This is a genomic window from Halomonas binhaiensis (assembly GCF_008329985.2).
In the GTDB taxonomy this organism is placed as follows: domain Bacteria; phylum Pseudomonadota; class Gammaproteobacteria; order Pseudomonadales; family Halomonadaceae; genus Halomonas; species Halomonas binhaiensis.
In genome coordinates this window covers 2,603,199-2,629,028 of sequence record NZ_CP038437.2, presented here as the reverse complement: position 1 = coordinate 2,629,028, position 25,830 = coordinate 2,603,199, and the positions used below count along the sequence as shown (strand labels likewise).

Annotated in this window: 27 protein-coding genes and 3 tRNA genes; 18 read left to right on the top strand and 12 right to left on the bottom strand. The window is 56.5% G+C overall.

The window, feature by feature from the left end:
* Positions 1 to 61: 61 nt before the first annotated feature.
* The 4 genes from E4T21_RS11585 to E4T21_RS11570 form a co-directional block, all read right to left on the bottom strand.
* Positions 62 to 388: a carbon-nitrogen hydrolase family protein gene (locus E4T21_RS11585; RefSeq protein WP_187774981.1), complete on the bottom strand. Its 327-nt coding sequence runs from the start codon at positions 386 to 388 to the stop codon at positions 62 to 64.
* A gap of 47 nt (positions 389 to 435) precedes the next feature.
* A complete protein-coding gene (locus tag E4T21_RS11580; RefSeq protein WP_149285121.1) occupies positions 436 to 822 on the bottom strand; it encodes a tautomerase family protein in 387 nt (128 codons plus the stop codon).
* A gap of 45 nt (positions 823 to 867) precedes the next feature.
* Complete coding sequence (locus tag E4T21_RS11575) at positions 868 to 1,185, bottom strand: NIPSNAP family protein (RefSeq protein WP_149285120.1); 318 nt, start codon at positions 1,183 to 1,185, stop codon at positions 868 to 870.
* 129 nt (positions 1,186 to 1,314) lie between these two features.
* The gene (locus tag E4T21_RS11570; protein WP_149285119.1) at positions 1,315 to 2,244 is read right to left on the bottom strand and encodes a LysR family transcriptional regulator; all 930 of its coding nucleotides are present in this window, start codon (positions 2,242 to 2,244) and stop codon (positions 1,315 to 1,317) included.
* 91 nt (positions 2,245 to 2,335) lie between these two features.
* Between E4T21_RS11570 and E4T21_RS11565 the strand changes: the two genes are divergently transcribed.
* Together E4T21_RS11565 and E4T21_RS11560 are read left to right on the top strand one after the other, a co-directional pair.
* A complete protein-coding gene (locus tag E4T21_RS11565) occupies positions 2,336 to 2,815 on the top strand; it encodes a GNAT family N-acetyltransferase (RefSeq protein ID WP_149285118.1) in 480 nt (159 codons plus the stop codon).
* A gap of 99 nt (positions 2,816 to 2,914) precedes the next feature.
* Positions 2,915 to 3,217 (top strand): monooxygenase, encoded by a 303-nt coding sequence (locus E4T21_RS11560; protein ID WP_240349110.1) that lies wholly within the window; start codon positions 2,915 to 2,917, stop codon positions 3,215 to 3,217.
* 77 nt (positions 3,218 to 3,294) lie between these two features.
* On the opposite strand, the gene E4T21_RS11555 is transcribed toward E4T21_RS11560, so the two are convergent.
* A complete protein-coding gene (locus tag E4T21_RS11555; RefSeq protein WP_240349386.1) occupies positions 3,295 to 3,741 on the bottom strand; it encodes a GNAT family N-acetyltransferase in 447 nt (148 codons plus the stop codon).
* A gap of 571 nt (positions 3,742 to 4,312) precedes the next feature.
* On the opposite strand from E4T21_RS11555, the gene E4T21_RS11550 reads away from it, so the two are divergent.
* Positions 4,313 to 5,719, top strand: coding sequence for an aspartate aminotransferase family protein (locus tag E4T21_RS11550; protein WP_149285115.1), 1,407 nt, complete (start codon positions 4,313 to 4,315; stop codon positions 5,717 to 5,719).
* 136 nt (positions 5,720 to 5,855) lie between these two features.
* A complete protein-coding gene (locus E4T21_RS11545; protein ID WP_149285114.1) occupies positions 5,856 to 7,358 on the top strand; it encodes an aldehyde dehydrogenase in 1,503 nt (500 codons plus the stop codon).
* Positions 7,359 to 7,578: 220 nt separating this feature from the next.
* Here E4T21_RS11545 and E4T21_RS11540 read toward each other — a convergent pair whose 3' ends face one another.
* The 3 genes from E4T21_RS11540 to E4T21_RS11530 all read right to left on the bottom strand — a co-directional run bounded on the left by E4T21_RS11540 (position 7,579) and on the right by E4T21_RS11530 (position 11,865).
* Entirely contained in the window at positions 7,579 to 9,189 is a 1,611-nt protein-coding gene (locus E4T21_RS11540; RefSeq protein ID WP_240349385.1) for a glycerol-3-phosphate dehydrogenase/oxidase, read from the bottom strand.
* A 118-nt stretch (positions 9,190 to 9,307) separates the two neighbouring features.
* Positions 9,308 to 10,813 (bottom strand): glycerol kinase GlpK, encoded by a 1,506-nt coding sequence (gene glpK, locus E4T21_RS11535; RefSeq protein ID WP_149285112.1) that lies wholly within the window; start codon positions 10,811 to 10,813, stop codon positions 9,308 to 9,310.
* A 293-nt stretch (positions 10,814 to 11,106) separates the two neighbouring features.
* On the bottom strand, positions 11,107 to 11,865 hold the full coding sequence (locus tag E4T21_RS11530) for a DeoR/GlpR family transcriptional regulator (RefSeq protein WP_149285111.1): 759 nt from the start codon (positions 11,863 to 11,865) through the stop codon (positions 11,107 to 11,109).
* A gap of 313 nt (positions 11,866 to 12,178) precedes the next feature.
* Between E4T21_RS11530 and E4T21_RS11525 the strand changes: the two genes are divergently transcribed.
* From E4T21_RS11525 to E4T21_RS11515, 3 genes are all read left to right on the top strand, one after another.
* Positions 12,179 to 12,255 (top strand) — tRNA-Val (locus E4T21_RS11525).
* Positions 12,256 to 12,286: 31 nt separating this feature from the next.
* Positions 12,287 to 12,363: transfer RNA gene (locus E4T21_RS11520), tRNA-Val, on the top strand.
* Positions 12,364 to 12,407: 44 nt separating this feature from the next.
* Positions 12,408 to 12,484: transfer RNA gene (locus tag E4T21_RS11515), tRNA-Val, on the top strand.
* A 77-nt stretch (positions 12,485 to 12,561) separates the two neighbouring features.
* Here the strand turns inward: E4T21_RS11515 and E4T21_RS11510 are convergent.
* The 4 genes from E4T21_RS11510 to E4T21_RS11495 form a co-directional block, all read right to left on the bottom strand.
* On the bottom strand, positions 12,562 to 13,020 hold the full coding sequence (locus E4T21_RS11510) for a GAF domain-containing protein (RefSeq protein ID WP_149285110.1): 459 nt from the start codon (positions 13,018 to 13,020) through the stop codon (positions 12,562 to 12,564).
* Between the two features lie 217 nt (positions 13,021 to 13,237).
* Complete coding sequence (locus E4T21_RS11505; RefSeq protein ID WP_149285109.1) at positions 13,238 to 14,026, bottom strand: MetQ/NlpA family ABC transporter substrate-binding protein; 789 nt, start codon at positions 14,024 to 14,026, stop codon at positions 13,238 to 13,240.
* A gap of 124 nt (positions 14,027 to 14,150) precedes the next feature.
* The gene (locus tag E4T21_RS11500; protein WP_149285108.1) at positions 14,151 to 14,804 is read right to left on the bottom strand and encodes a methionine ABC transporter permease; all 654 of its coding nucleotides are present in this window, start codon (positions 14,802 to 14,804) and stop codon (positions 14,151 to 14,153) included.
* Positions 14,785 to 15,828: a methionine ABC transporter ATP-binding protein gene (locus E4T21_RS11495; protein WP_149285107.1), complete on the bottom strand. Its 1,044-nt coding sequence runs from the start codon at positions 15,826 to 15,828 to the stop codon at positions 14,785 to 14,787. The genes E4T21_RS11500 and E4T21_RS11495 overlap by 20 nt, the downstream gene beginning before the upstream one ends.
* Before the next feature lie 538 nt (positions 15,829 to 16,366).
* On the opposite strand from E4T21_RS11495, the gene E4T21_RS11490 reads away from it, so the two are divergent.
* The 11 genes from E4T21_RS11490 to E4T21_RS11440 all read left to right on the top strand — a co-directional run bounded on the left by E4T21_RS11490 (position 16,367) and on the right by E4T21_RS11440 (position 25,705).
* Positions 16,367 to 16,996, top strand: a complete 630-nt coding sequence (locus E4T21_RS11490; protein ID WP_149285106.1) for a riboflavin synthase subunit alpha — start codon at positions 16,367 to 16,369, stop codon at positions 16,994 to 16,996.
* Positions 16,997 to 17,099: 103 nt separating this feature from the next.
* Positions 17,100 to 18,431 carry an NCS2 family permease gene (locus E4T21_RS11485; protein WP_149285105.1) on the top strand — a complete coding sequence of 444 codons (1,332 nt, stop codon included), beginning with the start codon at positions 17,100 to 17,102 and terminating at the stop codon, positions 18,429 to 18,431.
* A 105-nt stretch (positions 18,432 to 18,536) separates the two neighbouring features.
* Positions 18,537 to 19,085: an adenine phosphoribosyltransferase gene (locus E4T21_RS11480; protein ID WP_149285104.1), complete on the top strand. Its 549-nt coding sequence runs from the start codon at positions 18,537 to 18,539 to the stop codon at positions 19,083 to 19,085.
* Positions 19,082 to 19,585, top strand: coding sequence for a xanthine phosphoribosyltransferase (gene gpt / locus E4T21_RS11475; protein WP_149285103.1), 504 nt, complete (start codon positions 19,082 to 19,084; stop codon positions 19,583 to 19,585). The genes E4T21_RS11480 and gpt overlap by 4 nt, the downstream gene beginning before the upstream one ends.
* A gap of 5 nt (positions 19,586 to 19,590) precedes the next feature.
* The gene (gene ung / locus E4T21_RS11470; protein WP_187775177.1) at positions 19,591 to 20,289 is read left to right on the top strand and encodes a uracil-DNA glycosylase; all 699 of its coding nucleotides are present in this window, start codon (positions 19,591 to 19,593) and stop codon (positions 20,287 to 20,289) included.
* 178 nt (positions 20,290 to 20,467) lie between these two features.
* Complete coding sequence (upp, locus tag E4T21_RS11465; protein ID WP_149285101.1) at positions 20,468 to 21,097, top strand: uracil phosphoribosyltransferase; 630 nt, start codon at positions 20,468 to 20,470, stop codon at positions 21,095 to 21,097.
* Between the two features lie 369 nt (positions 21,098 to 21,466).
* Positions 21,467 to 22,579, top strand: a complete 1,113-nt coding sequence (locus tag E4T21_RS11460) for an ABC transporter ATP-binding protein (RefSeq protein WP_149285100.1) — start codon at positions 21,467 to 21,469, stop codon at positions 22,577 to 22,579.
* On the top strand, positions 22,580 to 23,746 hold the full coding sequence (locus E4T21_RS11455) for an ABC transporter ATP-binding protein (protein ID WP_149285099.1): 1,167 nt from the start codon (positions 22,580 to 22,582) through the stop codon (positions 23,744 to 23,746).
* Positions 23,743 to 24,630 carry a carbohydrate ABC transporter permease gene (locus E4T21_RS11450; protein WP_149285098.1) on the top strand — a complete coding sequence of 296 codons (888 nt, stop codon included), beginning with the start codon at positions 23,743 to 23,745 and terminating at the stop codon, positions 24,628 to 24,630. Before E4T21_RS11455 ends, E4T21_RS11450 begins: the two co-directional genes overlap by 4 nt.
* Positions 24,623 to 25,420 (top strand): carbohydrate ABC transporter permease, encoded by a 798-nt coding sequence (locus tag E4T21_RS11445; RefSeq protein WP_149285097.1) that lies wholly within the window; start codon positions 24,623 to 24,625, stop codon positions 25,418 to 25,420. The genes E4T21_RS11450 and E4T21_RS11445 overlap by 8 nt, the downstream gene beginning before the upstream one ends.
* Before the next feature lie 12 nt (positions 25,421 to 25,432).
* Positions 25,433 to 25,705, top strand: coding sequence for a DUF2160 domain-containing protein (locus E4T21_RS11440; protein WP_149285096.1), 273 nt, complete (start codon positions 25,433 to 25,435; stop codon positions 25,703 to 25,705).
* The last annotated feature ends 125 nt before the right edge of the window (positions 25,706 to 25,830 follow it).

Here is a 25,830-nt window from a genome sequence, read left to right as displayed (position 1 = left end):
CGGCTGACAAAAGCAATACATTGGCGTGTCGATACCCACGCTTGGAAATGAGGCAGGCCACTCAACGTTTGAACGTGATGCAGCGTTGCGGCCGGGCATCAACCTCCAGCGTGAAGACGTCGGGGCGGCTATAGTGTCCGGCCACGTCAAAGACGCGGCGGGAGCTGGTGACACGTGCTATATCGATGTCCGCCTCGAGCAGGTCGATCTCCTTGCGCATCGGGCCGGCGATGATCTCTCCACCTGGGGCGATCACGACGCTATCGCCAACATTCATCCATTCCTCCGCGTTCGGATAGAGCCGGTCCTTGTCGGGAAAGTCCTCCGGCAGATCGACAATCTGCGCGCATTGTTCGAAGGTGAACAGCCGTTGATATCGTAAGACCACTGCTGTGTACGAGATAGAAAAGCTCCTCGTCACAGAAGGGTGAGCTATTACACATTGACTGAGTAGGCGAGGTCTCGAGCTTCGTCGCCAGTCATGCCGCGAAATCCCCAGCAGTGAGCGGGCTGTTCCTTGATGGTCACTTCCACGTCGATAGGTGCAATGCCGACTTCTGACTCGATCTTGCTGAACAATGCCTTGATCAGGGCTTTCTGGGTATCCGGAGAGCGGCCCTGCATCATGTTGATCTCGATGACGGTATAGGCGGGCGTACGGCCGCCGGGAAAGTAGAAGTCCTCTGCATCGAGAGGAATGAAGCGATGGGCTCTCTTGTCTTCCGGCATGCCCAGCACCGACTGCATGCATTGGTGAATGGTGTCGGAAAGCTGGGCCTTGATGGGGTTCAGGTGTTCCTTGATTCCATAGATGACGATCACGATACCTCCTGTATACGTTGATACTGCTTTGACTACTGTGTGGAACTATTCTGACGACTCTCCCAGAACCGGACGCAAGAAACTGCGCTCGGTACTGATGACGCAGTCGGTTTCCTCGGCAAACCTGAACGCCTTTTGGCACCCTTCATCCAGCTGTGAATGCTTTCGGTATATTTCATATGCTGCGAGGGAATCGAAGGAGAACAAGGCCAACGCAACGTTGTTTGCTCCTTCCGAGGGAAGGAAATAGCCATGATGTGTACCACCGAATTTTTCTACCAGAGGAATCCACATCCTGGCGTATTCCTCAAATTCAGCTGCCTTCTTCGGGTCAATGATGTATCTGATATGGCAAGTTATCATGGGTAATCCCTTTTCATGATCTTCTTTATAGCCATGAGCACATAATGGCTATTGAGTGATTGCGCGATCCTTACCCTAACTTGACGAAACCAGGCCAGCCAGAAGCCATTAATTCCTGGTCTCAGGTACTCAAGATGGGGCTCGTTCAGCAAATAGGGCTTTCAGCTGTCGAGACATCCAGATGTGGGCATCACTGCGGGCGTATTTGCTATGGCTGTAGAGCTTGAGAGTGTAGGGCGGAATAGTGAACGGTACTGGGTAAATTGCGATGGGTGTTGCTGCTTGCAGGGTTTCAGCAGCTCGGCGTGGAATCGTCATCAGCAGCTCGCTCTCGGCGATGACAAAGGGGGCCACCAACACCGTGGGAAGCTGCAGGGCGACATCTCTCTGCAAGCCCTGAGCCTGTAGTACCAGATCCACCACGCCGCTGGTTTCTCCCCAGGGCGTGATGACGGCATGGCGCTCGCTCAGGTAGGAGGAAAGATCCAGTGTGTCCTCGATTCTTGGATGGTTCCTGCTGGCGATGACAATGTAATCATCCGTCAGCCAATCTTCACTATCTATACCCGCAGGAAGCGTGTCTCGATCCTCACCGTAGCCCAGCGCAAAGTCGATGTGTCCTGATGCGAGGTCTTCGATGGATACCTTGCGGCTGGAGTAGGTCATCCGTAGACGTAGCTTCGGAGCCACGTTGTGCAACCGATTGATGAGCCGGGGTAGCAGCTCGAATGCGGTGTAATCGGTTGCCGAGAACACGAACATACGCTGGCTGGTGGTTGGGTCGAAGGGCTGCCATTGCCCCAACTGATCGGACAACAGCTTCAGGCTTTCAGCGACGGTAGTCGCCAGCAGGTCGGCCCGTTGGGTTGGGTGCATGCGGTTACCTTGGCGGATGAACAGTTCATCGTTGAGCGCTGCACGTAGTCGTCCGAGAGCATGACTGAAGGCAGACGGGCTGATGGCCAGTTCGTTGGCAGCATTGGCCACTGTGCGATGGCGATACAGAGCGTCAAAGGTAAGCAGAAGGTTGAGATCGAGACGACGCAGAATGGGATGCATGATATTCACATGAGGCTGATAAAGATGCAGTTCATGCAGAATAGGCTTTCGTTCATGATGAGTCATCACACATTCAAGATGAAGGTGCCACATGAATTTGCATATTCGACCGGCCAAGCCTAGCGACGCGTCCCAGATACTGGCATTCATCACGGAGTTGGCCGATTACGAAAAGGCTCGCCACGAAGTGAAAGCCAACCTTGAAGACATCGAGAACACGCTATTTGGTAAACAGGCAACAGCTCAGGCGCTGCTGTGCCTGCGTGATGAGCAGCCTATTGGCTTTGCCGTGTACTTCTTCAGCTATTCGACTTGGCTTGGACGCAATGGCCTTTATCTCGAAGACCTCTATGTCAGCCCCGAGCATCGAGGTATTGGTGCAGGGAAATTGCTACTCAAGCACCTGGCTCGTGAAGCCTGTGCCAAAGGTTGTGGTCGACTGGAATGGAGTGTACTGGACTGGAATACACCGGCGATTGAGTTCTACCAGTCGATCGGGGCGGTGCCTCAGGATGAATGGATTCGTTATCGCATGGAGGGGGAAGTGCTGAAGAAGTTTGCTGAAGGCTGAGATGCTGGTTGGTGCGCTTCTTCTGGTTCCAGCATTCCTGTCGATAGCAGGAACTCAAATTAAGCCAATTGATAACGGAATGTGTCGATGATTACTGTCATGACGACCTTTACGCTGCCGACCCTCATTACCCGTCAGGAAGCACGTAACATCTTTCTGAGTACTGCACCTGAATATCGTGATGTCCAGGGCCTGCTGCGCAAGACCTATATAGTTTCTGATGATGGAAGGACGGTCGGAGGCATCTATTTCTGGAAATCGAGACCAGAGGCTGAGGCCATGTACACGGAGTCATGGCGGCAATTCGTTCGAGAGAAATATGGCACTGAACCAACCGTCACTTATTTCGAAAGCCCGGTGGTGGTAGACAACCAGTCTCACCAGATCCTTGGCGACGAATAGAGCAAGCGCGGGTTGTGGTGTACTCGGCTTGCACCTTGTTGCTATGAGTGCAGGTATCCAGTTCCTGGATCTGGTACTCACGGAGTGCTGGAAGGGCAGCGAAGCATGAAGTAGTGAATGTCGTTTTCATCCACCACTTCGAAGCCATGACGCTTATATAGAGAACCCACTGGATTCCATTTCAGGTATTCCAGTTTGCAGGTTCTATTTTCGATATCGCAGCGACTCACTACATCTGTGATGACTCTTGTGCCAATCCCTTTGCCCCTCCACTTGCTAGATATGTAGAACTCTCCAAACCTGAGCGTGCTCGGCGCCTCCTGAAGGGAGACTGTTCCAACTTTTTGCTCACCTAGATAAATCAAGAACCATGGCTTCTCGCGCCATCGCTGCTCATGTATGCGGAGTTGGTACTCTTCGTCCCACCCCCACTGACGTTCGATATGAGGGCCTAAAGCATCCTTCTTCACGGAGAATGCGAAATCATAATCACGTGTGCAGGCTGGCACTATTCTAGGATTCATCGAACTCACTGAATCTCCCCCCCCAATGCAATTCATCTCGCTATGTCCACGTACTGACCAGAGGGGGATGGTTGTCGTCAGGAAGTGGATAGTCTCCTAGCATCCAGACTAATGAATTTTCCTAAGCGCCTCCATGGGAAAAGGATCAAGGGGCGTCGTTGTCTATCGGCCCATGGTGTAAAACATCTTGACCAGGGGGAGGGGGCTGCATGTGTGCCGGTGCCACATGGCCGAAAAATACCCATCTGGGGGTATGGCCGGGACGTGTGGCAAGCGGGACCCTAGGCCCTGCAAGGCAAATGGCAGCTCTTGTTCATGTGGCGTTGGGTTGGGGTCTGAATAGCGACAGAGGCGTCAATGAAAGTTGGCCATTATTGAGCGAGTTATCGAGATATTTTGTCGATATTTTTTAATAATGACTATCTTATACGATGGTTGTAGTTATTAAAATCAATGTGTTATGTGGATAGTGTGCAAGGATTTAGAAAAAAGGTTGGAATCGCGCAACGGGATCTATATGTTGAATAAAAAATAACACTCGATTCGACATGCTTTCCTGGAGGATGGTGTCATGGCAAGGCTCAGCAGTGAACGACTCAAGGCGCTGGATACCGCGCATCACCTGCATCCGTTTACGGACTACAAGGCCCTTGGTGAAGAAGGCAGCCGGATCATTACCGAGGCGGATGGCATCTATATACAGGATGCTGAAGGCAATCGGATGCTCGATGCCATGGCGGGCCTGTGGTGCGTGAACCTGGGGTACGGGCGTCAGGAACTGGTCGATGCTGCGACGGCTCAGCTGCAGCAATTGCCGTACTACAACAACTTCTTCAAGACGACACATCCGCCGGCGGTGGAGCTGGCCGAAACACTATGTCGGCTGGCTCCCAAGCATATGAATCGGGTGTTCTTCACCGGGTCCGGCTCCGAAGCCAATGACACGGTAGTGCGTATGGTGCGGCATTACTGGGCGCTCAAGGGCAAGCCCGAAAAGCAGTGGATCATTGCTCGCGAGAATGCCTACCACGGTTCCACCCTGGCGGGCATGAGCCTGGGCGGCATGGCCGCCATGCATGGCCAGGGCGGTCCTGCAGTGCCGGCGATTACCCACGTGCGTCAGCCTTACTGGTTCACTGAAGGCCGGGACATGAGCCCGGATGCATTCGGGCAGGCCTGTGCCGACGCTATAGAGGAACGTATTCTCGAACTGGGCGAAGACAAGGTGGCGGCCTTCATCGCGGAGCCCGTGCAGGGCGCGGGAGGTGCCATCATTCCGCCGCAAAGCTACTGGCCTGCAGTCAAGAAGATGCTGGCCAAGTACGACATTCTGCTGGTGGCCGATGAGGTGATCTGTGGCTTTGGCCGTCTCGGGGAGTGGTTCGGCAGTGAGCATTACGGCCTGGAGCCCGACCTGATGCCGGTGGCCAAAGGGCTGTCTTCAGGATACCTGCCGATTGGTGGTGTTCTGGTCGGTGACCGTGTGGCACAAACGCTGATTGAAGATGGCGGCGAATTCTTCCATGGTTTTACCTATTCCGGGCATCCCACCTGTGCTGCAGTGGCGCTGAAGAACTTGCAACTGATGGAAGCGGAAGGCGTCGTTGAGCATGTGCGCGATGAAGTTGGTCCTTATCTGGCGCAACGCTGGAAAGAGCTCGAACAGCATCCGTTGGTGGGGGAGGCACGCTCGCTGGGATTGATCGGCGCACTGGAAATCGTGGCCGACAAGGCAGCGGGCAAGCGTTTCGACAAGACGCTGGGTGTCGGTAACCTGTGTCGTGACATCTGCTTCGATACGGGGTTGGTCATGCGCTCGGTGGGCGACACCATGGTCATCTCACCCCCCTTGGTCATCACCAAGGCGCAGATTGATGAACTGGTAGGGCTTGCCACAGCAGCGCTGGACGAAACCGCACGCCGTCTGCAGGCGCAGGGCGTGGCATTTGCTACCCAGGACAGTTTGGCTCAAGCCTAATCAGTTCAAGAGCTATGAGTCGGCTCAAGAATGATGAGTCCGATCGAGATCGAGGGAGACGCAGATATTGAGGCTGCGTTTCTCTCTCTGAAGAAGACACTGCTGAAAAAGACACTGGACCACAGGAGGTGATGGCATGAGCCATCCCAAGACATACGCCGAATGGCAAACCATGGCGGAAAGCGTGAAAGCGAACCTGGAAACTCGCGCTTTCATCGATGATGCATTCGTCGACGCGGTGAGCGGCGACACCTTCGAGACCACCAACCCGGCGACGGGGGAAGTGCTGGCCAAGGTCGCCAGTTGCGATGCTGCGGATGCGGACAAGGCCGTGGCGGTGGCGCGTCGTGCCTTCAACAGTGGTGAGTGGTCGCGCATGGCGCCGGGCGCGCGCAAGAAGGTCCTGCTCAAGCTGGCGGATCTGATGCAGCAACATCGTGATGAGCTGGCGCTGCTCGATACCCTGGACATGGGCAAGCCGATTGGCAGCTCGCTGGGGGATATGGCGGGAGCGATCGGTACCATTCGCCATCAGGCGGAATCCATCGACAAGGTCTACGGCGAAGTGGCGCCCACCGGCGAGGAAGCCTTGGCGCTGGTGCTACGTGAACCGCTGGGTGTGGTGGCCTCCATCGTGCCGTGGAACTTTCCGCTGATGATGACGGCGTGGAAGATCGCGCCGGCACTGGCGGCAGGTAACAGTGTCATTCTCAAGCCGTCCGAGAAGTCGCCGCTGTCGGCGTTGCGTTTAGCCCAATTGGCCAAGGAAGCCGGAATCCCTTCTGGGGTATTCCAGGTATTGCCAGGTTTCGGTCATACCGTCGGCAAGGCACTGGCCCTGTCCATGGATGTCAATTGCCTGGCCTTTACCGGTTCCACCGGGGTTGGCAAGCAGCTGATGCAGTATGCCGGTCAGTCCAATCTCAAGCGTGTCTATCTCGAGTGTGGCGGCAAGAGCCCGAATATCGTCTTTGCCGACTGCAAGAACCTGGACAAGGTGGCCCAGCATGCAGCCGAGGCGATCTTCCACAACCAGGGGGAAGTGTGTATCGCAGGTTCTCGCCTGCTGGTGGAAAACAGCGTGCGAGAGACCTTCGTCGACAAGGTGCTGGCCGCAGCCGAAAATATGCAGCCCGGCGATCCGCTGGATCCGAACAGCTTCATGGGAGCCATCGTCGACCGCTCGCAGTACGAGCGTATCCTCGACTACATCCGCAAGGGCGTTGAAGAAGGGGCGCAACTGCGTACTGGTGGCAAGTCGCTGGAAGGCCCTGGCCTGTTCATCTGCCCGACAGTGTTCGATGGCGTGACCGACAAGATGGCCATCGGCCGCGAAGAGATCTTCGGCCCGGTGTTGTCGGTGTTCGGCTTCGATCGCGAAGAAGAGGCGATCGCCCTGGCCAACGACAGTGATTACGGCCTTGCGGCTGGTCTGTGGAGTCAGGATATCGACCGCATCATGCGCGTCACTCGTCGCCTCGAATCCGGCCAGGTGTTCGTCAACAACTGGGCCGGTGGTGATCAGACCGTGCCTTTTGGCGGGGTCAAGCAGTCTGGCAACGGGCGTGATAAATCCCACCATTCTCTGGAGGAGTATTCTGAACTGAAGAGTGTGTGGATTTCTCTGGGCTCTGCCTAAAAGTGTCTGCGCTCAGTCATACGGCGTTAAAAATTGGTTCAAAGTGCTCATTTATCCCTAGTAAACTGCGCCTTCTCACCAATTTTTGCCTTGTCTGACTATCGCTCGTCGACTTTTAAGACAAGCCCAGGGTGCTTGAGGCCAGCCTCAGTCTCTGAGACCCATCTTGGTCTTTTAAATCTTGGTCTTTAAGACAAGCCCAGGGTACTTGAGGCAGACCCTAGGTGACTACGGCGCTGGTGCCAAAGTATTCGGCATAACGCGCTTCAGCCTGATCGCCGAACAGGATCTCGCAGGCTTCGTGAAGTCCGGGGGAGTGGCGTAGCTGCTCCTGGCTCACCACCAGCGAGATCCTGTCTCTTCTGCGCAGCAGGTCCTCCAGGCGCGTGACCATCTCCTGCTCTCGGGCCAACTGAAGCTCGCAGCGCAGGTATTCGCTGCCTTCTATCAGCGGCTCGGCCTGGCGCGGGTCGCGGACAATGCTTTCCAGCAGGCCATGGGCATCATTGGCGTAGCGCCGCCACAGGCGTTGGCTCAGGGGCTCGCTGGCATCTATCGGGGTGAGGTCGTCCAGCCCGATCTCCATGGCATGACGCAGGAATTCCTGCTTTTCCTGTTCGTCCGGCTCTCCATACCAGCGGGACTCCGGGTACGGCACATCAATGCCCAGTTTCTGGACTTCTGCAAGAATCTCTTCACCGACATTGATACAGTCCGTGAGCTTGCCGCCAAAAATGCTGATATGAGCATGCTGCCTGTTGGTGTCGATGGCGTGCTTGCGCGAAAGCTGCAGGAAGTCGCGCTCTTTTCCATTGCTCTTCGAAACTGCCAGGGGGCGCACGCCACAGCGCGTTGCAATGATGTCATCCCGATTCAAGGGGCGTGCCAATGCCAGGCGCTTGTTGATGTTATCGAGCACGAAGTTGATGTCATCGGCATCAATATCGACATGCGGATGTTCGACCCGGGTGTCGGTTGTGCCAATGCAGGTACGATTGCCCATCGGGATGACAAAGAACAGGCGTCCATCGTCGGCGAAGAAGGCGAGTACGTGGGAGTCGTCGGTAAGTTTGGGAACGATAAGGTGGATGCCCTTGGAAAAGGCGTGGTGATGTTCCGTCGTTTCGCCTGACAGTCGGTTGTGCTCATCGACCCAGGGCCCCGCCGCATTGATCAACACCCTGGCCTGGATCTCGAAGGGCCTGTCATGGATGACATCGCGCACGCGGACTTTCCAGCCATTGTCGTGATGCTCGGCACCCAGCGATTCCACATAATTGGCGACGCGTGCGTTGGCATGCATGGCACGCTGCACGAACTGGAAGACGAAGCGAGCATCGTTGTCGTACAGGTAGGCGTCGGAATACTCGACGCCACCATGCGCTTCACGAGTATCGACAATGGAGGCGCGCTTGTGGATGTCGCTGATGCGCAAGAAGCGTGGCATGCGTGTCTGGCCGTTGCCCATCAGCCAGTAGAGCCAGGACCCGGCCCAGAGCATGCCGGGGTGGTGGCGAAACCCCTTGCTCACCGTCGTCAGAAAACGAATCTCCTTGACCGAGGAGGGAAAACTCCTGACCAGGTGGTTGCGGCTCTTGCACAGCTTTCGCACCAGGGAAAAGTCGAAGCTTTCCATGTACTTGATGCCACCCCATGCCAGGTTGGACGACTGCTGGCTGGTAGCACTGGCAAAGTCGCTGCGGTCGATCAATGCAACGCTGACGCCTTTGCTTGCCAGGGCCGCTGCCGCACAGGCGCCGTTGATGCCTGCGCCAACGATCAATACATCGAAGCGATCATTCGCCAAGTGCTGGAGATGAGTGTCGCGCAGCGTACTGACATGTGCTGTGCTGGTATGCTGCGGACTGGTCAGTGACTCGTTTTCGCATCGTTGCACAACAGGACTCCTGTCTAGGGGCATGCGCTGCGCAGGACATGGCAGGCCAGTATTATTCTGCGTCTTCGCGTTCCCAGTTCATGGTGCGTCGTACGGCTTTCTTCCAGCCCTTGTAACGCTGCTCGCGGTCCTTGCTGCTCATCACCGGGCTGAAGGTGCGCTCGATTTCCCCCTTGGTGGCGAGTTCTGCCTGGGTCCACATGCCCACGGCGATGCCAGCCAGGTAAGCTGCACCCAGTGCTGTGCTTTCCGTGATGATGGGACGATCGACCTCGACACCAAGCATGTCGGCCTGGAACTGCATCATGACGTTATTGGCGACGGCGCCACCGTCAACACGCAGGGACTTCAGGGTGATACCGGAATCTGCCTGCATGGCATCGATGATGTCGCGGGTCTGGTAGGCCAGGGCGTCCAGCGTCGCGCGCGTGATGTGTTCCTTGCTGGAACCGCGGGTCAGGCCAAAGATGGCGCCACGTGCGTACATGTCCCAGTAGGGCGCGCCAAGTCCGGCAAAGGCGGGGACGACGTAGACGCCGCCGGAGTCCTTCACCTTGCCGGCGTAGTACTCGGAATCCTCGGCGGAATCGATCAGTTTCAATTCATCGCGCAGCCATTGGATGGCCGCTCCGGCAATGAAAATGGAGCCTTCCAGGGCGTAGGTGATCTTGCCATCGAGTCCCCAGGCGATGGTGGTAAGCAGGCCGGAACGGGAAGGCACTGGCTGATCACCTGTGTTCATCAGCAGGAAGCAGCCAGTGCCGTAGGTATTCTTGACCATGCCTTTCTCGAAGCAGGCCTGGCCGAACAGCGCGGCTTGCTGATCGCCAGCGATCCCCGCGATCGGTATCTGGGCGCCTCCAAACATCTCTGCTCCGGTGGTGCCATAGATTTCGCTGGAAGGACGCACTTCCGGCAACATGCAGCGCGGAATGTTCAAGGCATCAAGCAGGCGCTGATCCCAATCCAACTGGTGGATATCAAACAGCATGGTGCGAGAGGCGTTGGTCACGTCGGTGACGTGGCGCTGGCCGCGAGTCAGGTTCCATACCAGCCAGGAATCCATGGTGCCGAACAGCAGCTCGCCACGTTCGGCGCGCTGCTGTGCGCCTTCGACATGATCCAGAATCCAGCGGATCTTGGTGGCCGAAAAGTACGCATCGACGATAAGCCCCGTGGTGGCGCGGATATGGTCTTCCAGCCCTTGATCCTTGAGCTCGTCACATAGCGGCGCGGTACGGCGATCCTGCCAGACAATGGCATGGTGAATGGGCTTGCCACTTTGGCGATCCCAGATCACGGTGGTCTCGCGCTGATTGGTGATGCCGATGGCGGCCACTTCCGAGGGTTTGATGCCGTGCGTCTCGAGAACCTCTCGTGCCACCCCCATCTGGCTACCCCATATTTCCATGGCGTCATGTTCTACATAGCCTGGCTGGGGAAAGTGCTGGGTAAATTCCTTTTGCGCGATACCGACAATCTGCGCATCGCTGTCGAACAGGATGGCACGGCAGCTGGTGGTGCCTTGGTCAAAGGAGAGGATGTACTTGTCACTCATGTGGCGCGTCCTTTTGTTTTCGATATTTCGCTATCTACCGGCTGTATTTGTTCTTTTTTGCCTCAAAGAAGAGCGAAATGTTCGAATTAGAAAATAAGGCTAGTCACAGGATGTCTTGCGAGCAACTACGGCGAAAGCGTGTTATGTCGTGCTTTAGTCGCATGCGGCTTGCCCCGGCAAGTCGTGCTTGTCGGTGAACTTATAGACACTCATGAGTCCAATGACGTTGAACATTGCTGGCAGGTAGCTGTGGATTGGCAGGTAGCTGCGGATTGACAGATTGCAGTGGGCGATCAGGCAATATGCAGAGCTACGTCATTATCGAGCAACAGACGTCTGATGGAAGATGGGGGTTCCCTGTCGGTGAACAGGGCGTCCAGCTGGGATACATTTCCTTGGCGAACCACGGGGTTGCGGTGAAATTTTGAATGGTCGGCCACCAGGAATACCTGGCGGGAGTTGTGGATGATGGCCTGGGCGACGCGTACTTCCTGGTAATCGAATTCGAGCAGGGAGCCATCTTCATCGATGCCGCTGATGCCGATCAGGCCAATGTCGACCTTGAACTGGTTGATGAAGTCGATGGTGGCTTCGCCAATGATGCCCCCATCGCGTGAACGCACCTGGCCACCGGCGACGATGACATTGAAGTCGTCCTTGTGATGCAGAATGGCGGCCACATTGAGGTTGTTGGTGATGACCTCCAGGCCCTGGTGCTCGAGCAGGGCTTCTGCCACGAGTTCATTGCTGGTGCCGATATTGATGAACAACGATGAATGATGAGGCACATGTTGAGCGACATGGGTCGCAATGCGCCGCTTGGCATCGAGGTTCAGGGTCTTGCGCGTGGCATAGGCGGTGTTCACCGTACTCGACTCGAGACCTGCGCCACCATGCACTCGGCGAATCCTGCCTTCGCTGGCCAGCGCATTGAGGTCGCGGCGGATGGTCTGAGGGGTGACCGCGAAATGTTCAGTCAGTTGCTCGATGCTAGCATATCCTTGGCGACTGACCAGCTCAATGATGGCATCCTGACGTTGTTGTTGGTTCATGTGACACTCCACTGACTTTGGCGGAACCCTGACTTTGTTTGACCCTGATTCTGAAGAAATCCCGACTCTGGCAGAATCCTGACTTGGAGAAATGATTGCTGCAGGCTTGTCATGATCGTAATCGAACATGGCGGCTCTGGCGACGGGGCAAATTCCAAAATCATTCGGAGACATCAAAGGCTTGCATTTGCGGGTGGGATGGGTAGAATACGCATCCGTTGCCGAGGGAGGCGTCTTTCATTGGCCCTCTTCGATAGACACTCAAGTACGTAGAAACGAGTACGCAGCAGTCAAATTTGAGATTGCTAAAGATAGGACCATAGCTCAGTTGGTTAGAGCGCTACCTTGACATGGTAGAGGTCGGCGGTTCGAATCCGCCTGGTCCTACCACTTGAGTCTCTTGCAACATCTGTCTGGCAGCAGGACCATAGCTCAGTTGGTTAGAGCGCCACCTTGACATGGTGGAGGTCGGCGGTTCGAATCCGCCTGGTCCTACCAGTTTGCATATGCTGTCGTCAGAGCTCTTGAGGAAAGAATACCCTAGGACCATAGCTCAGTTGGTTAGAGCGCTACCTTGACATGGTAGAGGTCGGCGGTTCGAATCCGCCTGGTCCTACCAGATTGCAAAAGCCCAGCGTATCCACGCTGGGCTTTTTCGTGTTGCTTGCCTGAATTTACTTGTCTGAAGCAGGCCGCTCAATCGAGATCGGAGGCCTGGCAGAAAATCTCGACCAGGGCCTCGATGCCTGCCTGATCGGCCTCGCTGAAGCGCGCTTTCCTTGGGCTGTCCAGATCCAGGACGCCCCACAATGCGCCGTTGGTGTCGAGAATGGGCACCACCAGTTCTGATTCGGATGCGCTGTCACAGGCGATATGGTCGGCTACGGCATGCACATCATCAATACGCTGCGTTTGCCGGGTGCGTGCTGCTGCACCGCATACTCCCTTGCTGAAAGGGATCGGGTTGCAGGCAGGCTTGCCCTGGAAGGGGCCAAGTGTCAGTTGCTCGGAGCTGCGTTGCAGATAGAAGCCTGCCCAGTTCAAGTCAGGGATTTCCTGCATCAGAAAGGCGCTGGTCTGCGCGCTATTGGTCAGCCAGTCGCGGGTATCCAGCAGGGCCTTCAGTTGGCGGGCGAGCAGGGAATAGTCGGGCATGGTGCTTCCTTACAAGACAAAAGGGCGTTCTAACGAGCCCAAAAGTGCGTTCTTTGAAACCATCAGTGCTTTCTAATAAACCATCAGTACTTTCTAACGAAGCAAAAGTACTTTCTTTCAAACCAACAGTACTTTCTTTCAAGCCAAAAGGAGAAGGCCAGCGCTGGGCTGGCCTCTCTGGCGTGAAACTGGACGTGAATCCTGCCGTGAGGCGGGATTATTCCCAGCCAGGAACGGCTGAGCCCTTGAACAGCTCATCAGCCTTGGCGGCAACTTCGTCGGACTGATAAGCCTCGACCAGTTGCTTGATCTCCTCGCGGTCTTCGTCGCCTGCACGCACGGCGATGATATTGACGTAGGGAGACTCGGGGCCTTCCTTGATCAGCGCGTCATCGAGGCTCAGGCCTGCCGGCTGGGCGAAGGTGTTGTTGATGAAGGCCATGTCGACGTCAGGCAGCACGCGGGGCAGCTGCGCGGCTTCGATCTCGCGGAACTTGTAGTCGTGCTCGTTCTCGCTCACGTTCAGCGGTGTGGCTTCCAGGTTCTCCGGATCATCCAACTGAATCAGGCCCAGGTTGTGCATCAGGATCAGCGAGCGGCCTTCGTTGGACGGATCGTTAGGCAGGGCGATGGTAGCGCCATCCGGCAGATCATCGATGTTGTCGTACTTTTCGGAATAAGCACCAATCGGGTAGACGAAGGTGCGGCCAGCAATGGCGAAGTCATAGCCACGGTCGCGCACCATTGCGTTCATGTACGGCTCGTGCTGGTAGGCATTGGCGTCCAGGCTGCCGTCGGCCAGGGCGGCATTGGGCGTGACGTAGTCGGTGAACTCGACGATTTCCACATCCAGGTCGAACTTTTGCTTGGCGATATCGGCGGCGACCTGCATGACGTCAGTTTCTGGGCCCGCTACGGTGCCGATCTTGATTTCGGCGGCATTGGCCTGAGCAACGGCGAGAGACAGAGTGGAGATCGCTAGGGCACCAATCAGAGTCTTGCGCATGTCGAAGTCTTCCTTATCAGTGGTTCGTACGTGCTGAATGCGTGGTTCCAGATGATGTTACTGGAATAAGAGGCAGTGGTGTAATTCTTTTTAGCTATTAGCGAAGCCTGAAATACATCGAGATTCACTTATGGTCGCTCTTGCGCACCAGGTAGTCGCCCAGGCTCTGGAAGCCCTGAACCATGACCACCAGAATGGCGACGGTGATCAGCATGACGGTGGAATCATAGCGCATATAGCCGTAGCGGATGCCCAGGTCGCCGAGCCCGCCGCCGCCTACCGCGCCGGCCATGGCGGAATAGCTCACCAGTGTGACCACTGTGATGGTCAGGGTAGTGAAGATGCCGCCGCGAGCTTCTGGCAGCAGTACTTTGGTAATGATCTGCCAAGGAGTTGCGCCCATGGATTGAGCGGCTTCGATCAGGCCGGGAGATACCTCATTGAGAGATCCCTCTACCAGGCGGGCAACGAATGGGATGGCGGCAATGGTCAAAGGCACGGCGGCAGCATTGGTACCGATGGAAGTACCGACCAGTATGCGAATGAAGGGGATCAACGCCACCATCAGAATGATGAAGGGGATCGAGCGGCCAACATTGGTGATGATTCCGAGCACTGAATTCAAAGTTGCATTGGGCAGAATCTGCCCGGGGCGTGTCACATACAGCAGTACGCCGAGGGGAATGCCGGCCAGGGCAGAAAGCACGCCAGACACAAAGACCATGTAGAGGGTCTCGGCGGTGGCTGAAAGAATCAGATTAAGCAGTGCGCTGGACATGGCCGAGCACCTCCACGGTCAGGTCATGGGATTCCAGATAGGCAATGGCGCGTTGGGTATCGGCTTCGTCGCCCATCAGCTCTGCGATCATCAGGCCCAGGGTGCGATCCTGGATCGATTCGACCTTGGCCTGCAGGATGCTGACATCCACGCCGCATTCGCGTGCCAGGCGAGAGATCAGCGGGGTGGATACCGCATCTCCCGAGAAGCCCAGGCGTACGACGGGGTGGCTGTTGTCGCTTGGACTGCCCTGCAGGCGTTCGATCAAGCCCCGAGGAGGTTCCAGCTCAAGGAAGTCGTTGAGGAAGTGGCGACCCAGTTGAGTGCGTGGCGCGGTGAAGAAATCGCCGACTTCGGCTTCTTCGACCAGTTCGCCGTCGGAAATCAGGCTGACGCGATGGCAGATGGTCTTGACCACTTCCATCTCATGCGTGATCAACAGGATGGTCAAACCAAGCTTCTGATTGATGTCCTGCAGCAGCTCAAGGATAGAGGTGGTGGTGTGTGGGTCCAGGGCCGAGGTGGCCTCGTCGCACAGCAGCACCTGAGGGCGGCTGGCGAGGGCGCGGGCAATGGCAACGCGCTGCTTCTGTCCACCGGACAGCTGCGATGGGTACTGATTGGCCTTGTCGCTCAGGCCAACGAGATCGAGCAACGGTGTGACGCGGCTGGCAATCTCATTCTTGGACAGCTTCATGAATTCCAGCGGCAGCGCTACGTTGTCGAACACGGTGCGTGATGTCAGCAGATTGAAGTGCTGAAAGATCATGCCGATGCGGTGACGCGCTTCGCGCAGAGCCTCTTCTGACAGAGCGGTCAGTTCCTTGTCATCGACGAACACACTGCCTGTCGTGGGGCGCTCGAGCAGATTGACGCAGCGAATCAGGGTCGACTTGCCGGCACCGGAAAGGCCGATGACGCCATGAATCTGGCCTTTGGGAACGTGGAGATCAATGCTCTTCAGTGCCGTGACCGCTCGAGGGCCGGCGCCGAAGGTCTTGGAAACGTTATGCAGTCGTATCATGTTGGCTACCGCAGTGGCGACGATGGGACGGCGGAGGCGGGCAACAGAGCAAGAAGAAGAGCAGGAAGAGAAAGTAGGGTAGGCAAAAAAAGGCCACCCTGACGGGTGGCCATCAACGCTGGACACACCCTTTTAGCTGCACTTCATGGGGAGATGCCTTGTGAGCTTCTCCACACGGGCGCCCGCAATCCGGGTACAAATCGGCGCCTGAAAATGTAGCGCGCAAGAATAGGGGGCGCAGGCGAGGCTGTCAATCAATTTCGGAACAAGTGTTTGATTTTTCCATTCTCGCGCTGTCGCACGCTGCTTTCATCCACCGACGTTCGCCATTGTGCCAAGCTGTGAATCAGAGCGGAATACGAGATGGCATGGACCAACAGCCTGTTGCCGCCTAGACTATGCGGCTCTTTCAGCAACCCGTTCAGTCACCCGTTTGCCATGCTCATCTTGCGCTCATGCATGCTGGCTGCATGTGATCAGGCGTTTATACCGTGCCGGGTTGACAGCTTCATTACATAGATCGACGTCAGGAGCCGAGATGTTTACCGGAATAATTCAGGGCACTGCTGAGGTAGTGGCCATCCAGGAGGCCGAAGCTTTTCGTACCCATGTCGTGGCCATGTCCGACGAGCTGCGTGAAGGCCTGGAAATCGGTGCATCCGTGGCGCACAACGGTGCTTGTCTTACGGTAACGTCCATTGAAGGGGAGCGTGTCAGCTTCGACCTGATGCGCGAGACCTTGAGAGTGACCAATCTAGGAGCCGTCAAGGTGGGCGATCGAGTCAACCTGGAACGGGCTGCGCGCTTTGGCGATGAGATCGGTGGCCATGCGATGTCTGGGCATGTGATGGGCATGGCCGAGCTGGTCGAGATCGATGAAGCTCCCAACAATCGCCGGCTGTGGTTCCGCTTGCCCGAAGGATTGGATCGGTTCGTATTTGCCAAGGGCTATATCGGTGTCGATGGAGCAAGCTTGACCATTGGCGCCGTGCGCAATGCGACAAGCAAGGAGCAGAGCAGGACCGACTTCTGTGTTGATCTGATCCCAGAAACGCTCGCGCGTACAACATTGGCCGAGCGTTGTCCGGGAGATCGAGTGAATATCGAGATAGACCCCCAGACCCAAGCCATCGTGGAAACCGTAGAACGAGTGCTGGCCAATCGCTGAATCAATAAATAGCGCTACGCTATAAACTTGTAATGTTTATTCAGGCTCTGGGCAATGAGCTGCCCAGAGCCGACACATCATGACCCTCTGCAGGATATTGCGCATGTCCACACCCGACAACAGCCTGAGTCGCCCACGGGGCGCGCTTGACCGATACTTCAAGCTCGGTGAGCACAACACTGACGTCAAGACGGAAATCATCGCCGGTATTACCACCTTCCTGACCATGGCGTACATCATTTTCGTCAACCCCAGCATCCTGTCCGAAGCGGGCATGGACTATGGAGCTGTGTTCGTCGCCACCTGTCTGGCTGCTGCGATAGGCTGCCTGGTGATGGGGCTGTGGGCCAACTATCCCGTCGCTCTGGCGCCGGGAATGGGGCTTAACGCCTTCTTCACCTATGGCGTGGTCCTTGGTATGGGACATACCTGGCAGGTGGCCCTGGGCGGTGTCTTTCTATCGGGTGTGACCTTTTTCCTGCTGAGCATCTTTCGTATTCGGGAATGGATCATCAATGCCATTCCCATGACCTTGCGCTTGGGTATTGCCGCAGGGATCGGTCTGTTCCTTGGCATGATTGCCTTGAAGAATGCCGGCATTGTTGTTGATAACCCTGCCACTCTGGTGAGTGTGGGGGACTTGTCCCAGCCTGCACCGTTGTATGCCCTGGGAGGCTTTTTCCTGATCACGGCACTGGCTCACCTGCGTGTGACAGGAGCCGTGATGATCGGCATCCTCGGCGTCACGATCCTGGCCATGCTGCTGGGACACAACGAGTTCGCCGGTGTGGTCTCCATGCCGCCCTCCATCGCACCGACAATCCTGCAACTGGATATCAGTGGTGCTTTAGACGTCGGCATGATCAGTGTGGTGTTTGCCTTCCTGTTCGTTGACCTGTTCGACACTTCCGGCACCCTGGTCGGCGTGGCTCATCGCGGTGGCCTGCTCGACAAGGATGGCAAGCTGCCGCGCCTGGGACGTGCCCTGATGGCCGACTCCACGGCGACCATGGCGGGGGCCGCCCTGGGCACCTCGACCACGACCAGCTATGTGGAAAGCACCGCGGGTATCGCTGCCGGTGGGCGTACCGGCCTGACTGCTGTGGTGGTAGCGGTGCTGTTCCTGTGCGGGTTGTTCTTTTCTCCTCTGGCGGGCTCCATTCCTCCCTATGCCACAGCAGGAGCCTTGCTGTATGTGGCCGCGTTGATGACCGGCAGCCTGGCCCATGTGGACTGGGACGATGCGACGGAAGCGGCCCCGGTGATGATTGCTGCCCTGGCCATGCCGCTGACGTTCTCCATCGCGGAGGGCATTGCCCTGGGGTTCGTGAGTTATGTGGCGATCAAGGCGTTATCCGGCCGTTTCCGTGACCTCAACTCCGCTGTGGTGATCCTTGGTATATTGTTTGCCTTCAAGCTGATTTTCATCGATTGATGGCTTTTCGCTCGGTAGCCTGCGCCGTATGGTCCTGGCTACCGTTTTCTCGACTGACGCTTCATTGACCAACCTGTATTGACGAATCCTATGACTGAGACAGCCATGAGCATTTACGGCGACTATATCAAGTCTGTCATTCGCACTGTTCCCGATTGGCCCCAGGAAGGTGTCAATTTCCGTGACATCACGCCATTGCTGCAGAACAGTGCGGCTTTCCGCAAGCTGATTGACAGCTTTGTGCACCGTTATCAGGAGATGCAGCTGGATGCCATCGCCGCTATCGATGCCCGTGGCTTTATCATTGGTGCACCTGTGGCCTACGAGCTGGGCTGCAGCTTTGTACCGGTGCGCAAGAAAGGCAAGTTGCCTTTCCAGACGATCAGCCAGACCTACACGCTGGAATATGGTCAGGCCGAGGTGGAAATGCATGCCGACGCCTTTCGTGATGGCGACCGCATCCTGATCATGGATGATCTCATCGCCACCGGAGGCACCATGCTGGCAGCGGCCGAACTGATCAAGCGCAGTCACGGCCAGGTGGTCGAGACCGCTGCTATCGTTGATTTGCCGGACCTGGGCGGTAGCCAGAAAGTGCGTGATGCTGGCTACAGTGTCTTCGCAGTATGCAGTTTTACTGAGGACGAAGCATGAGCGGTCGTTACCACAAGCATTTCACCGTTTCCTGGGACCAGCTGCATCGCGATGTGCGCGAGCTATGCCATCGGCTGATGGAGAAGGACTTCAAGGGGATCGTCGCGATCACCCGTGGCGGCTTGATCCCGGCAGCCCTGATTGCCCGCGAACTGAATATCCGCCTGATTGATACTGTCTGTATCAAGAGTTACGACCACATGGATCAGGATAGCCTGCATGTGCTCAAGGGCGTCGATCATGATGGCGAGGGTTGGTTGCTGGTCGATGATCTGGTCGATACGGGCAAGACCGCCAGGGCGGTGCGCGAAATGCTGCCCAAGGCCCAATTCGTGACCATCTATGCCAAGCCCGAGGGGTGCCCGCTGGTAGACCAGTACCTCACCGAGGTGGCCCAGGATTGCTGGATTCAGTTTCCGTGGGACATGGGCGTGGCCTATGTAGAACCGCTGGTGGATCAACGCCGATCCGATCTGCAAAACTCTGCTGCCGGGGAGTGAACATGATGGCGCAGGTGCTCCCTGAAAGTTGGCAGCAGTGGCTTGGTGGCGAGTTCGAGCAGCCCTACATGGGGGCGCTGCGTGAATTCCTGGCGGCGGAAAAGGCGAACCGGAAGGTCATCTATCCGCATTCTGCGGACTGGTTCCGAGCCTTCGAGTTGACGCCTCTGGATCAGGTCAAGGTGGTGATCCTTGGTCAGGACCCTTATCACGGGCCGGGCCAGGCCCATGGTCTATGCTTCTCGGTACGCCCTGGTGTGAAAACGCCACCCTCATTGATCAACATCTACAAGGAGTTGCAGGAGGACCTTGGTGTCACGCCGGTCAACCATGGTCATCTGGAATCCTGGGCGCGTCAGGGGGTATTGCTGCTCAACACGTCACTGACGGTGGAGCAGGGTATCGCGGCGTCGCATCGTGGCAGGGGGTGGGAAACGTTTACCGATCGGGCCATTCAGGCAGTCAGTGCTCATGCTTCGCCCTCGGTGTTCCTGCTGTGGGGTAGCCATGCACGGCAGAAGAAGGCCCTGATCGATAGCCATCGGCACCTGGTGCTGGAATCGCCGCACCCATCTCCCTTGTCGGCTCATCGCGGTTTCTTTGGCAACCACCATTTTTCCCAGGCCAACGCCTTTCTGCAGGCGAATGGTCGTACTCCTGTGGATTGGCAGTTGCCGGCGACGCCAGATTGCGTTGACGCTTAACCGGACAGCAAGATGCAGGTAGAATGCGCCCGGTTTTTTATTGCGACCCGAAGCCGTCGCATTGTTCACGCGGCCGATGTCGCGTGAACATGACCGCGACAAACCTCGTCGTACCCATTGTTGCGACCCATGAACGTCGCATTCGAAAATCTGCCGCAACCTAAAAAGAGGTCTGCTCATGAGCGTCCATGCCATCAATCATCCTCTCGTCCAGCACAAGCTGGGGCTGATGCGTCAAGCAGGGCTCAGTACCAAGAGTTTCCGTGAGCTGGCCGGTGAAGTCGCCAAGCTGCTCACCTATGAAGCTACCCAGGATCTGGAACTGGAAACCACCGATATCGAAGGGTGGAGCGGCGATACCATTCAGGCCAAGCAGCTCAAGGGCAAGAAGGTCACGGTAGTGCCGATTCTGCGTGCTGGCCTGGGAATGCTGGAAGGGGTCACCGACCTGATTCCCAGTGCCCGTGTCAGTGTGGTGGGCCTGTATCGCGACGAAGAAACCCTGCTGCCTGTGCCATACTTCTCCAAGTTTGCCAATGATCTTGAAGAGCGCATGGCCATCGTCATCGACCCGATGCTGGCCACTGGCGGTTCCATGGTCGCGACCCTGGACATGCTGCGCGAGCGTGGCTGCCCGCAGATGAAAGTCATCGTGCTGGTGGCGGCACCGGAAGGTATCCAGAAAGTGCAGGAAGCCTATCCGGACGTCGAGATCTATACGGCAGCCGTGGATGAGCGCCTCGATGAGAATGGCTATATTGTTCCGGGGTTGGGGGATGCGGGAGACAAGATCTTTGGTACTCGCTAGGCTTTGTAGGAAAAGTGTCTGCGCTCGGTGATGCTGCGAGCTGGAGCGCAGCGAAGACTGCAAACCAAGGCTGACTTTTCCGCACGGCTTGGTCCGTGGCGGGCTTGAATGTGAAAGATGGATGTTCGTAAGCGAACATCCATCTTTTTTTATGCGAAAAGGTCGTGCGGACACTCGATTTTGGTCGTTTAGACAAAAGTTTGAACCTCCTGCAAATAGAATAAGAATCAATCGATTGTCGCTGATTGGCTGCAATGGCCACAGGCGTTGAAAGACTTTCGTTTGTAAACATCCGTGAGGCTAAAGCGAATCTCTACTAACGTTTATCTGGACCCTCGAAGCGGGAACGAATGACGGACGAGATCGCCTATGTCATTGACCTTGGAAGGGGTCACCCGAGTGGTGGCCAATGAAGTGCATCTTGATGAGGTGTCGATGACCCTGGAGCCAGGGTCCTTCAATGTGTTGCTTGGCCGCACTCTGGCCGGCAAGACATCCCTGATGCGGGTGATGGCAGGCCTCGATCAGGTAACAAGTGGTCGCGTGTTGATGGACGGAGAAGATGTCACGGGGTTGGGCGTTCGCCAACGCAATGTGGCGATGGTCTACCAGCAATTCATCAACTATCCCCACCAGACGGTCCACGACAATATTGCCTCGCCACTGAAGCTTGCCAAGGTGCCGCGCAAGGAGATCGATGCGCGGGTGCAGGAGGTGGCCAGTCTGCTGCATATCGACCATCTGTTGTCGCGCAAGCCGCTGGAGCTGTCCGGGGGGCAGCAGCAGCGCACGGCCATGGCTCGTGCGCTTGTCAAGGATGCCAGCCTGGTGCTGTTCGACGAACCCCTGGTCAATCTGGATTACAAGTTGCGCGAGGAATTTCGTGAGGAACTGGGGGCGTTATTCGCTGCCCGGGATTGCATTGTCGTGTATGCCACCACGGAGCCTAGCGAAGCCCTGGCTTTGGGCGGTCATACCGCCGTGCTTCATGAAGGACGGCTGATGCAGTACGGCCCGACAGCGGATGTGTTTCGGCGGCCGAATACGCTCACCTCGGCAGAAATGTTCTCCGAACCACCAATGAACGTGATTGGTGGGCATATCCATGCCAATGAAGTCACCTTTGGCGATGACATGCACTTTGCTCTGGACCGGGGGCTGCGAGGGTTGGGGGAGGGGCACTTCCGCTTTGGCGTGCGCCCGGCTCATTTATCGCTGTCTCCTCAGGCCAATGATGATCTGGCGTTGGATGTCGTTGTCGACCTGGCCGAGATCAGCGGCTCGGAAACGTTTCTCCATGTGCATCACACCAAGGGGGCGATGGTAGCGCATCTGTTGGGTGTGCATGCTTTTGATGTCAATCAGAAAGTCAGGCTCTATTTCCCCATTCACCGGCTTTATGCCTTCGCGGATGACGGCACCACGCTGTACATACCTGGGGCCCCTCAGCGTGCTGATAATGTTGATGGGGAGGTCAACTGAATGGTCGATATCACGCTTTCCGGACTGGCACACAGTTATCAGTCGTCCCCGAACAAGGGCGAGGACTATGCCATTCGGAGCATGGATCATGTATGGGAGCAGGGTGGTGCCTATGCGCTGCTCGGTCCCTCCGGCTGTGGCAAGTCGACGCTGCTCAATATCATGTCAGGGTTGCTGGCACCGTCCCAGGGCGATGTGCTTTTCGATGACAAGAGAGTCAACGAGTTACCGCCTCAAGAGCGCAACATTGCCCAGGTTTTCCAGTTTCCCGTGGTCTACGACACCATGACGGTGTTCGACAATCTGGCGTTTCCGCTACGCAATACAGGCGTGCCTGAGGCACAGATCCGGGAGCGGGTGCACGAAGTGGCGGATGCGCTGGAACTGACCAGTCACCTGAAACGCAAGGCCCGCAATCTCACTGCTGATGAGAAGCAGAAGGTCTCCATGGGACGGGGGCTGGTGCGCAGCGATGTGGCGGCCATTCTGTTCGATGAACCTCTGACGGTGATTGATCCACAGCTCAAGTTCAAGCTGCGCCGCAAGCTCAAGGAAATCCATCAGCGTTTCGCGGTGACCATGATCTATGTCACCCATGATCAACTGGAAGCCTCGACCTTCGCCGACAAGATTGCCGTGATGTACGAAGGCCAGATCGTGCAATTTGGTACGCCACGCGAGTTGTTCGAGCGCCCAGCCCATACCTTCGTCGGCTACTTCATCGGCAGCCCGGGAATGAATTTTCTCGAAGTGGATATGGCCGATGGGCGGGTGGTGTGCCAAGGCAGCCCTCTTGACGTGGATGAGTCCGTACAAGTGGCGATCGAGAAGGCATTGGCAGGTACTGCAACGGTGAAACTGGGGATTCGCCCTGAGTTCGTGGAAGTGTCCACGGAACCCTGTGAGGGTTTCACCGAAGTGAGTGTGGATCAGTGTCAGGACCTTGGCACCTTCTCCATTCTTAGCGTGAGACTTGGTCAGGTCGTGCTCAAGGCGCGAGTAGAGGAAGGGCGCACATTACCGGCGCAAAGGGCATACATACGCTTTCCGCCGGAACATCTGGGCCTGTATGTGGATGAGTACCGTGTAGAGACAGGTGGGATTCATGGCAAAGAGGATGGGCCCCATGGAGAAGGGAACGGGCAGGATGGGGAGGAGAAGGCATGAACAAGGTGCGCAACAATCGGGCCTGGTGGCTGGTATTGCCGATGTTGGCGCTGGTGGCCTTCTCCGCCATTGTGCCGCTGATGACGGTGGTCAACTACTCGGTCCAGGACGTTCTTGATCCACATACCCGATATTTCGTGGGTGTCGAATGGTTCGTCGATACACTCAATAACCCAGGATTGCAGGCTGCCCTGGCTCGTCAGTTTGCTTTCTCGCTGACCATTCTGGCCATCGAAGTGCCGCTGGGGATCGGAGTTGCGCTGCTGATGCCCAAACGAGGATGGCAGGCCTCCCTGGTCCTGATACTGGTGACCCTGCCATTGCTGATTCCGTGGAATGTGGTGGGCAGCATCTGGCAGATCTTCACCCGCGGCGACATCGGTCTGATGGGCTGGAGTCTGAGGCAACTGGGCTATCCCTACAACATCACGGCAAGCTCCATCGATGCCTGGGCCACCATCATCCTGATGGATGTGTGGCACTGGACGTCATTGATTGCACTGCTCTGCTACAGCGGTCTGCAAGCGATTCCCGAAGCCTATTACCAGGCGGCACGTATCGATCGTGCTTCACGCTGGGCGGTATTCCGCTATATCCAGTTACCCAAGCTGACCAATGTGCTGGTCATCGGGGTACTGCTGCGTTTCATGCATTCTTTCATGATCTATGCGGAGCCCTTTGTACTGACCGGGGGAGGCCCGGGCAGTTCGACCACTTTCCTCAGTCAATCCCTGGCCATCATGGCGACGGCACAGTTCGATGTGGGGCCATCTGCAGCATTCTCGCTGATCTATTTCCTCATCATTCTGCTGGTGTGCTGGGTGTTCTACACCGCCATCATGAACCTGCAGAAAGACCGCCGTGGGGAGAGCCCCGATGCTTAAACGAGCCGTGCTGCTGGGTGCCTATGTGCTGTTTGTGCTGTTGCCGATCTATTGGCTGGTCAACATGTCGCTGCAGACCAATCGGGAAATTCTCGGGGCTCTGACGCTGTGGCCAGAGAATCTTACCTTCGCCAATTACATCAAGATATTCACCTCTTCCAGTTGGTACATGGGCTATGTCAATTCCATTATCTATGTGTTGATGAACATGGCCATCAGCATGTCGGTGGCATTGCCTGCGGCCTACGCCTTCAGCCGCTACCAGTTCATTGGCGACAAGCACCTGTTCTTCTGGCTGCTGACCAATATGATGGCGCCACCTGCGGTATTCCTGCTGCCGTATTTCCAGCTGTATTACACCATCGGGTTGTTCGACACGCATATCGCCGTGGCATTGGCTCATTGCCTGTTCAACATCCCCCTGGCGGTATGGATTCTCGAGGGGTTCATGAGCAGTGTGCCCAAGGAAATCGACGAAACGGCCTTCATTGATGGCTACAGCTTTCCACGCTTTTTCCTGCGCGTCTTCATGCCGCTGATCCGCTCCGGCATCGGCGTGACGCTGTTCTTCCTGTTCATGTTCTCCTGGGTGGAACTGCTGCTCGCCCGCACCTTGACTTCGACGCAGGCACAGCCCATTGCGTCGGTGATGACGCGCACTTCCACGGCATCGGGCATTGACTGGGGCACGTTGGCGGCTGCCGGAGTACTGACCATCGTACCGGGCATCGTGGTGGTGTTCTTCGTTCGACGTCATATCGCCAAGGGCTTTGCCCTGGGGCGTACCTGAGGAGGGCTGCACATGTCCTGGATGGTGTGGACCGTTCCCACTGCAATCTTCTTTGCCATTGTCGCTTTGATGCTGGTCGGCATGACACTTTGGGAGCTGGCATCTCCGACAGTGGAGCGGCGAGGTTTTCTACCGATTGCCACCACTCGCGGCGATCGGTTTTTCATCGGCATGCTGTCGGCAGCCTATATCCATCTTGCTGTGGTGGGCTTTACTTCTGTGAGCCTTTGGCTGGCGTTGGGGGTGTCGGTGGTGTGGATGCTGATCCTGCTGCGCTGGGGATGAGCATGGTGATTCAACATGACGACGGAGCATGACAACGCGGTAAACGACGAAGCATGACGATCGAGCATAAGGATCCAATATAGAGAACCAATATAGCGAACCAACATAACGAACCAACATAACGA

Bases quoted from the DNA above. Each gene is read 5' to 3' on its own strand.
- E4T21_RS11575 (WP_149285120.1), bottom strand. From the start codon at position 1,185: ATGATAACTTGCCATATCAGATACATCATTGACCCGAAGAAGGCAGCT.
- E4T21_RS11570 (WP_149285119.1), bottom strand. From the start codon at position 2,244: ATGCATCCCATTCTGCGTCGTCTCGATCTCAACCTTCTGCTTACCTTT.
- E4T21_RS11565 (WP_149285118.1), top strand. From the start codon at position 2,336: ATGAATTTGCATATTCGACCGGCCAAGCCTAGCGACGCGTCCCAGATA.
- E4T21_RS11560 (WP_240349110.1), top strand. From the start codon at position 2,915: ATGACGACCTTTACGCTGCCGACCCTCATTACCCGTCAGGAAGCACGT.
- E4T21_RS11555 (WP_240349386.1), bottom strand. From the start codon at position 3,741: ATGAATCCTAGAATAGTGCCAGCCTGCACACGTGATTATGATTTCGCA.
- E4T21_RS11550 (WP_149285115.1), top strand. From the start codon at position 4,313: ATGGCAAGGCTCAGCAGTGAACGACTCAAGGCGCTGGATACCGCGCAT.
- E4T21_RS11545 (WP_149285114.1), top strand. From the start codon at position 5,856: ATGAGCCATCCCAAGACATACGCCGAATGGCAAACCATGGCGGAAAGC.
- glpK (WP_149285112.1), bottom strand. From the start codon at position 10,813: ATGAGTGACAAGTACATCCTCTCCTTTGACCAAGGCACCACCAGCTGC.
- E4T21_RS11530 (WP_149285111.1), bottom strand. From the start codon at position 11,865: ATGAACCAACAACAACGTCAGGATGCCATCATTGAGCTGGTCAGTCGC.
- E4T21_RS11510 (WP_149285110.1), bottom strand. From the start codon at position 13,020: ATGCCCGACTATTCCCTGCTCGCCCGCCAACTGAAGGCCCTGCTGGAT.
- E4T21_RS11505 (WP_149285109.1), bottom strand. From the start codon at position 14,026: ATGCGCAAGACTCTGATTGGTGCCCTAGCGATCTCCACTCTGTCTCTC.
- E4T21_RS11500 (WP_149285108.1), bottom strand. From the start codon at position 14,804: ATGTCCAGCGCACTGCTTAATCTGATTCTTTCAGCCACCGCCGAGACC.
- E4T21_RS11495 (WP_149285107.1), bottom strand. From the start codon at position 15,828: ATGATACGACTGCATAACGTTTCCAAGACCTTCGGCGCCGGCCCTCGA.
- E4T21_RS11490 (WP_149285106.1), top strand. From the start codon at position 16,367: ATGTTTACCGGAATAATTCAGGGCACTGCTGAGGTAGTGGCCATCCAG.
- E4T21_RS11485 (WP_149285105.1), top strand. From the start codon at position 17,100: ATGTCCACACCCGACAACAGCCTGAGTCGCCCACGGGGCGCGCTTGAC.
- E4T21_RS11480 (WP_149285104.1), top strand. From the start codon at position 18,537: ATGAGCATTTACGGCGACTATATCAAGTCTGTCATTCGCACTGTTCCC.
- gpt (WP_149285103.1), top strand. From the start codon at position 19,082: ATGAGCGGTCGTTACCACAAGCATTTCACCGTTTCCTGGGACCAGCTG.
- ung (WP_187775177.1), top strand. From the start codon at position 19,591: ATGGCGCAGGTGCTCCCTGAAAGTTGGCAGCAGTGGCTTGGTGGCGAG.
- upp (WP_149285101.1), top strand. From the start codon at position 20,468: ATGAGCGTCCATGCCATCAATCATCCTCTCGTCCAGCACAAGCTGGGG.
- E4T21_RS11460 (WP_149285100.1), top strand. From the start codon at position 21,467: ATGTCATTGACCTTGGAAGGGGTCACCCGAGTGGTGGCCAATGAAGTG.
- E4T21_RS11455 (WP_149285099.1), top strand. From the start codon at position 22,580: ATGGTCGATATCACGCTTTCCGGACTGGCACACAGTTATCAGTCGTCC.
- E4T21_RS11450 (WP_149285098.1), top strand. From the start codon at position 23,743: ATGAACAAGGTGCGCAACAATCGGGCCTGGTGGCTGGTATTGCCGATG.
- E4T21_RS11445 (WP_149285097.1), top strand. From the start codon at position 24,623: ATGCTTAAACGAGCCGTGCTGCTGGGTGCCTATGTGCTGTTTGTGCTG.
- E4T21_RS11440 (WP_149285096.1), top strand. From the start codon at position 25,433: ATGTCCTGGATGGTGTGGACCGTTCCCACTGCAATCTTCTTTGCCATT.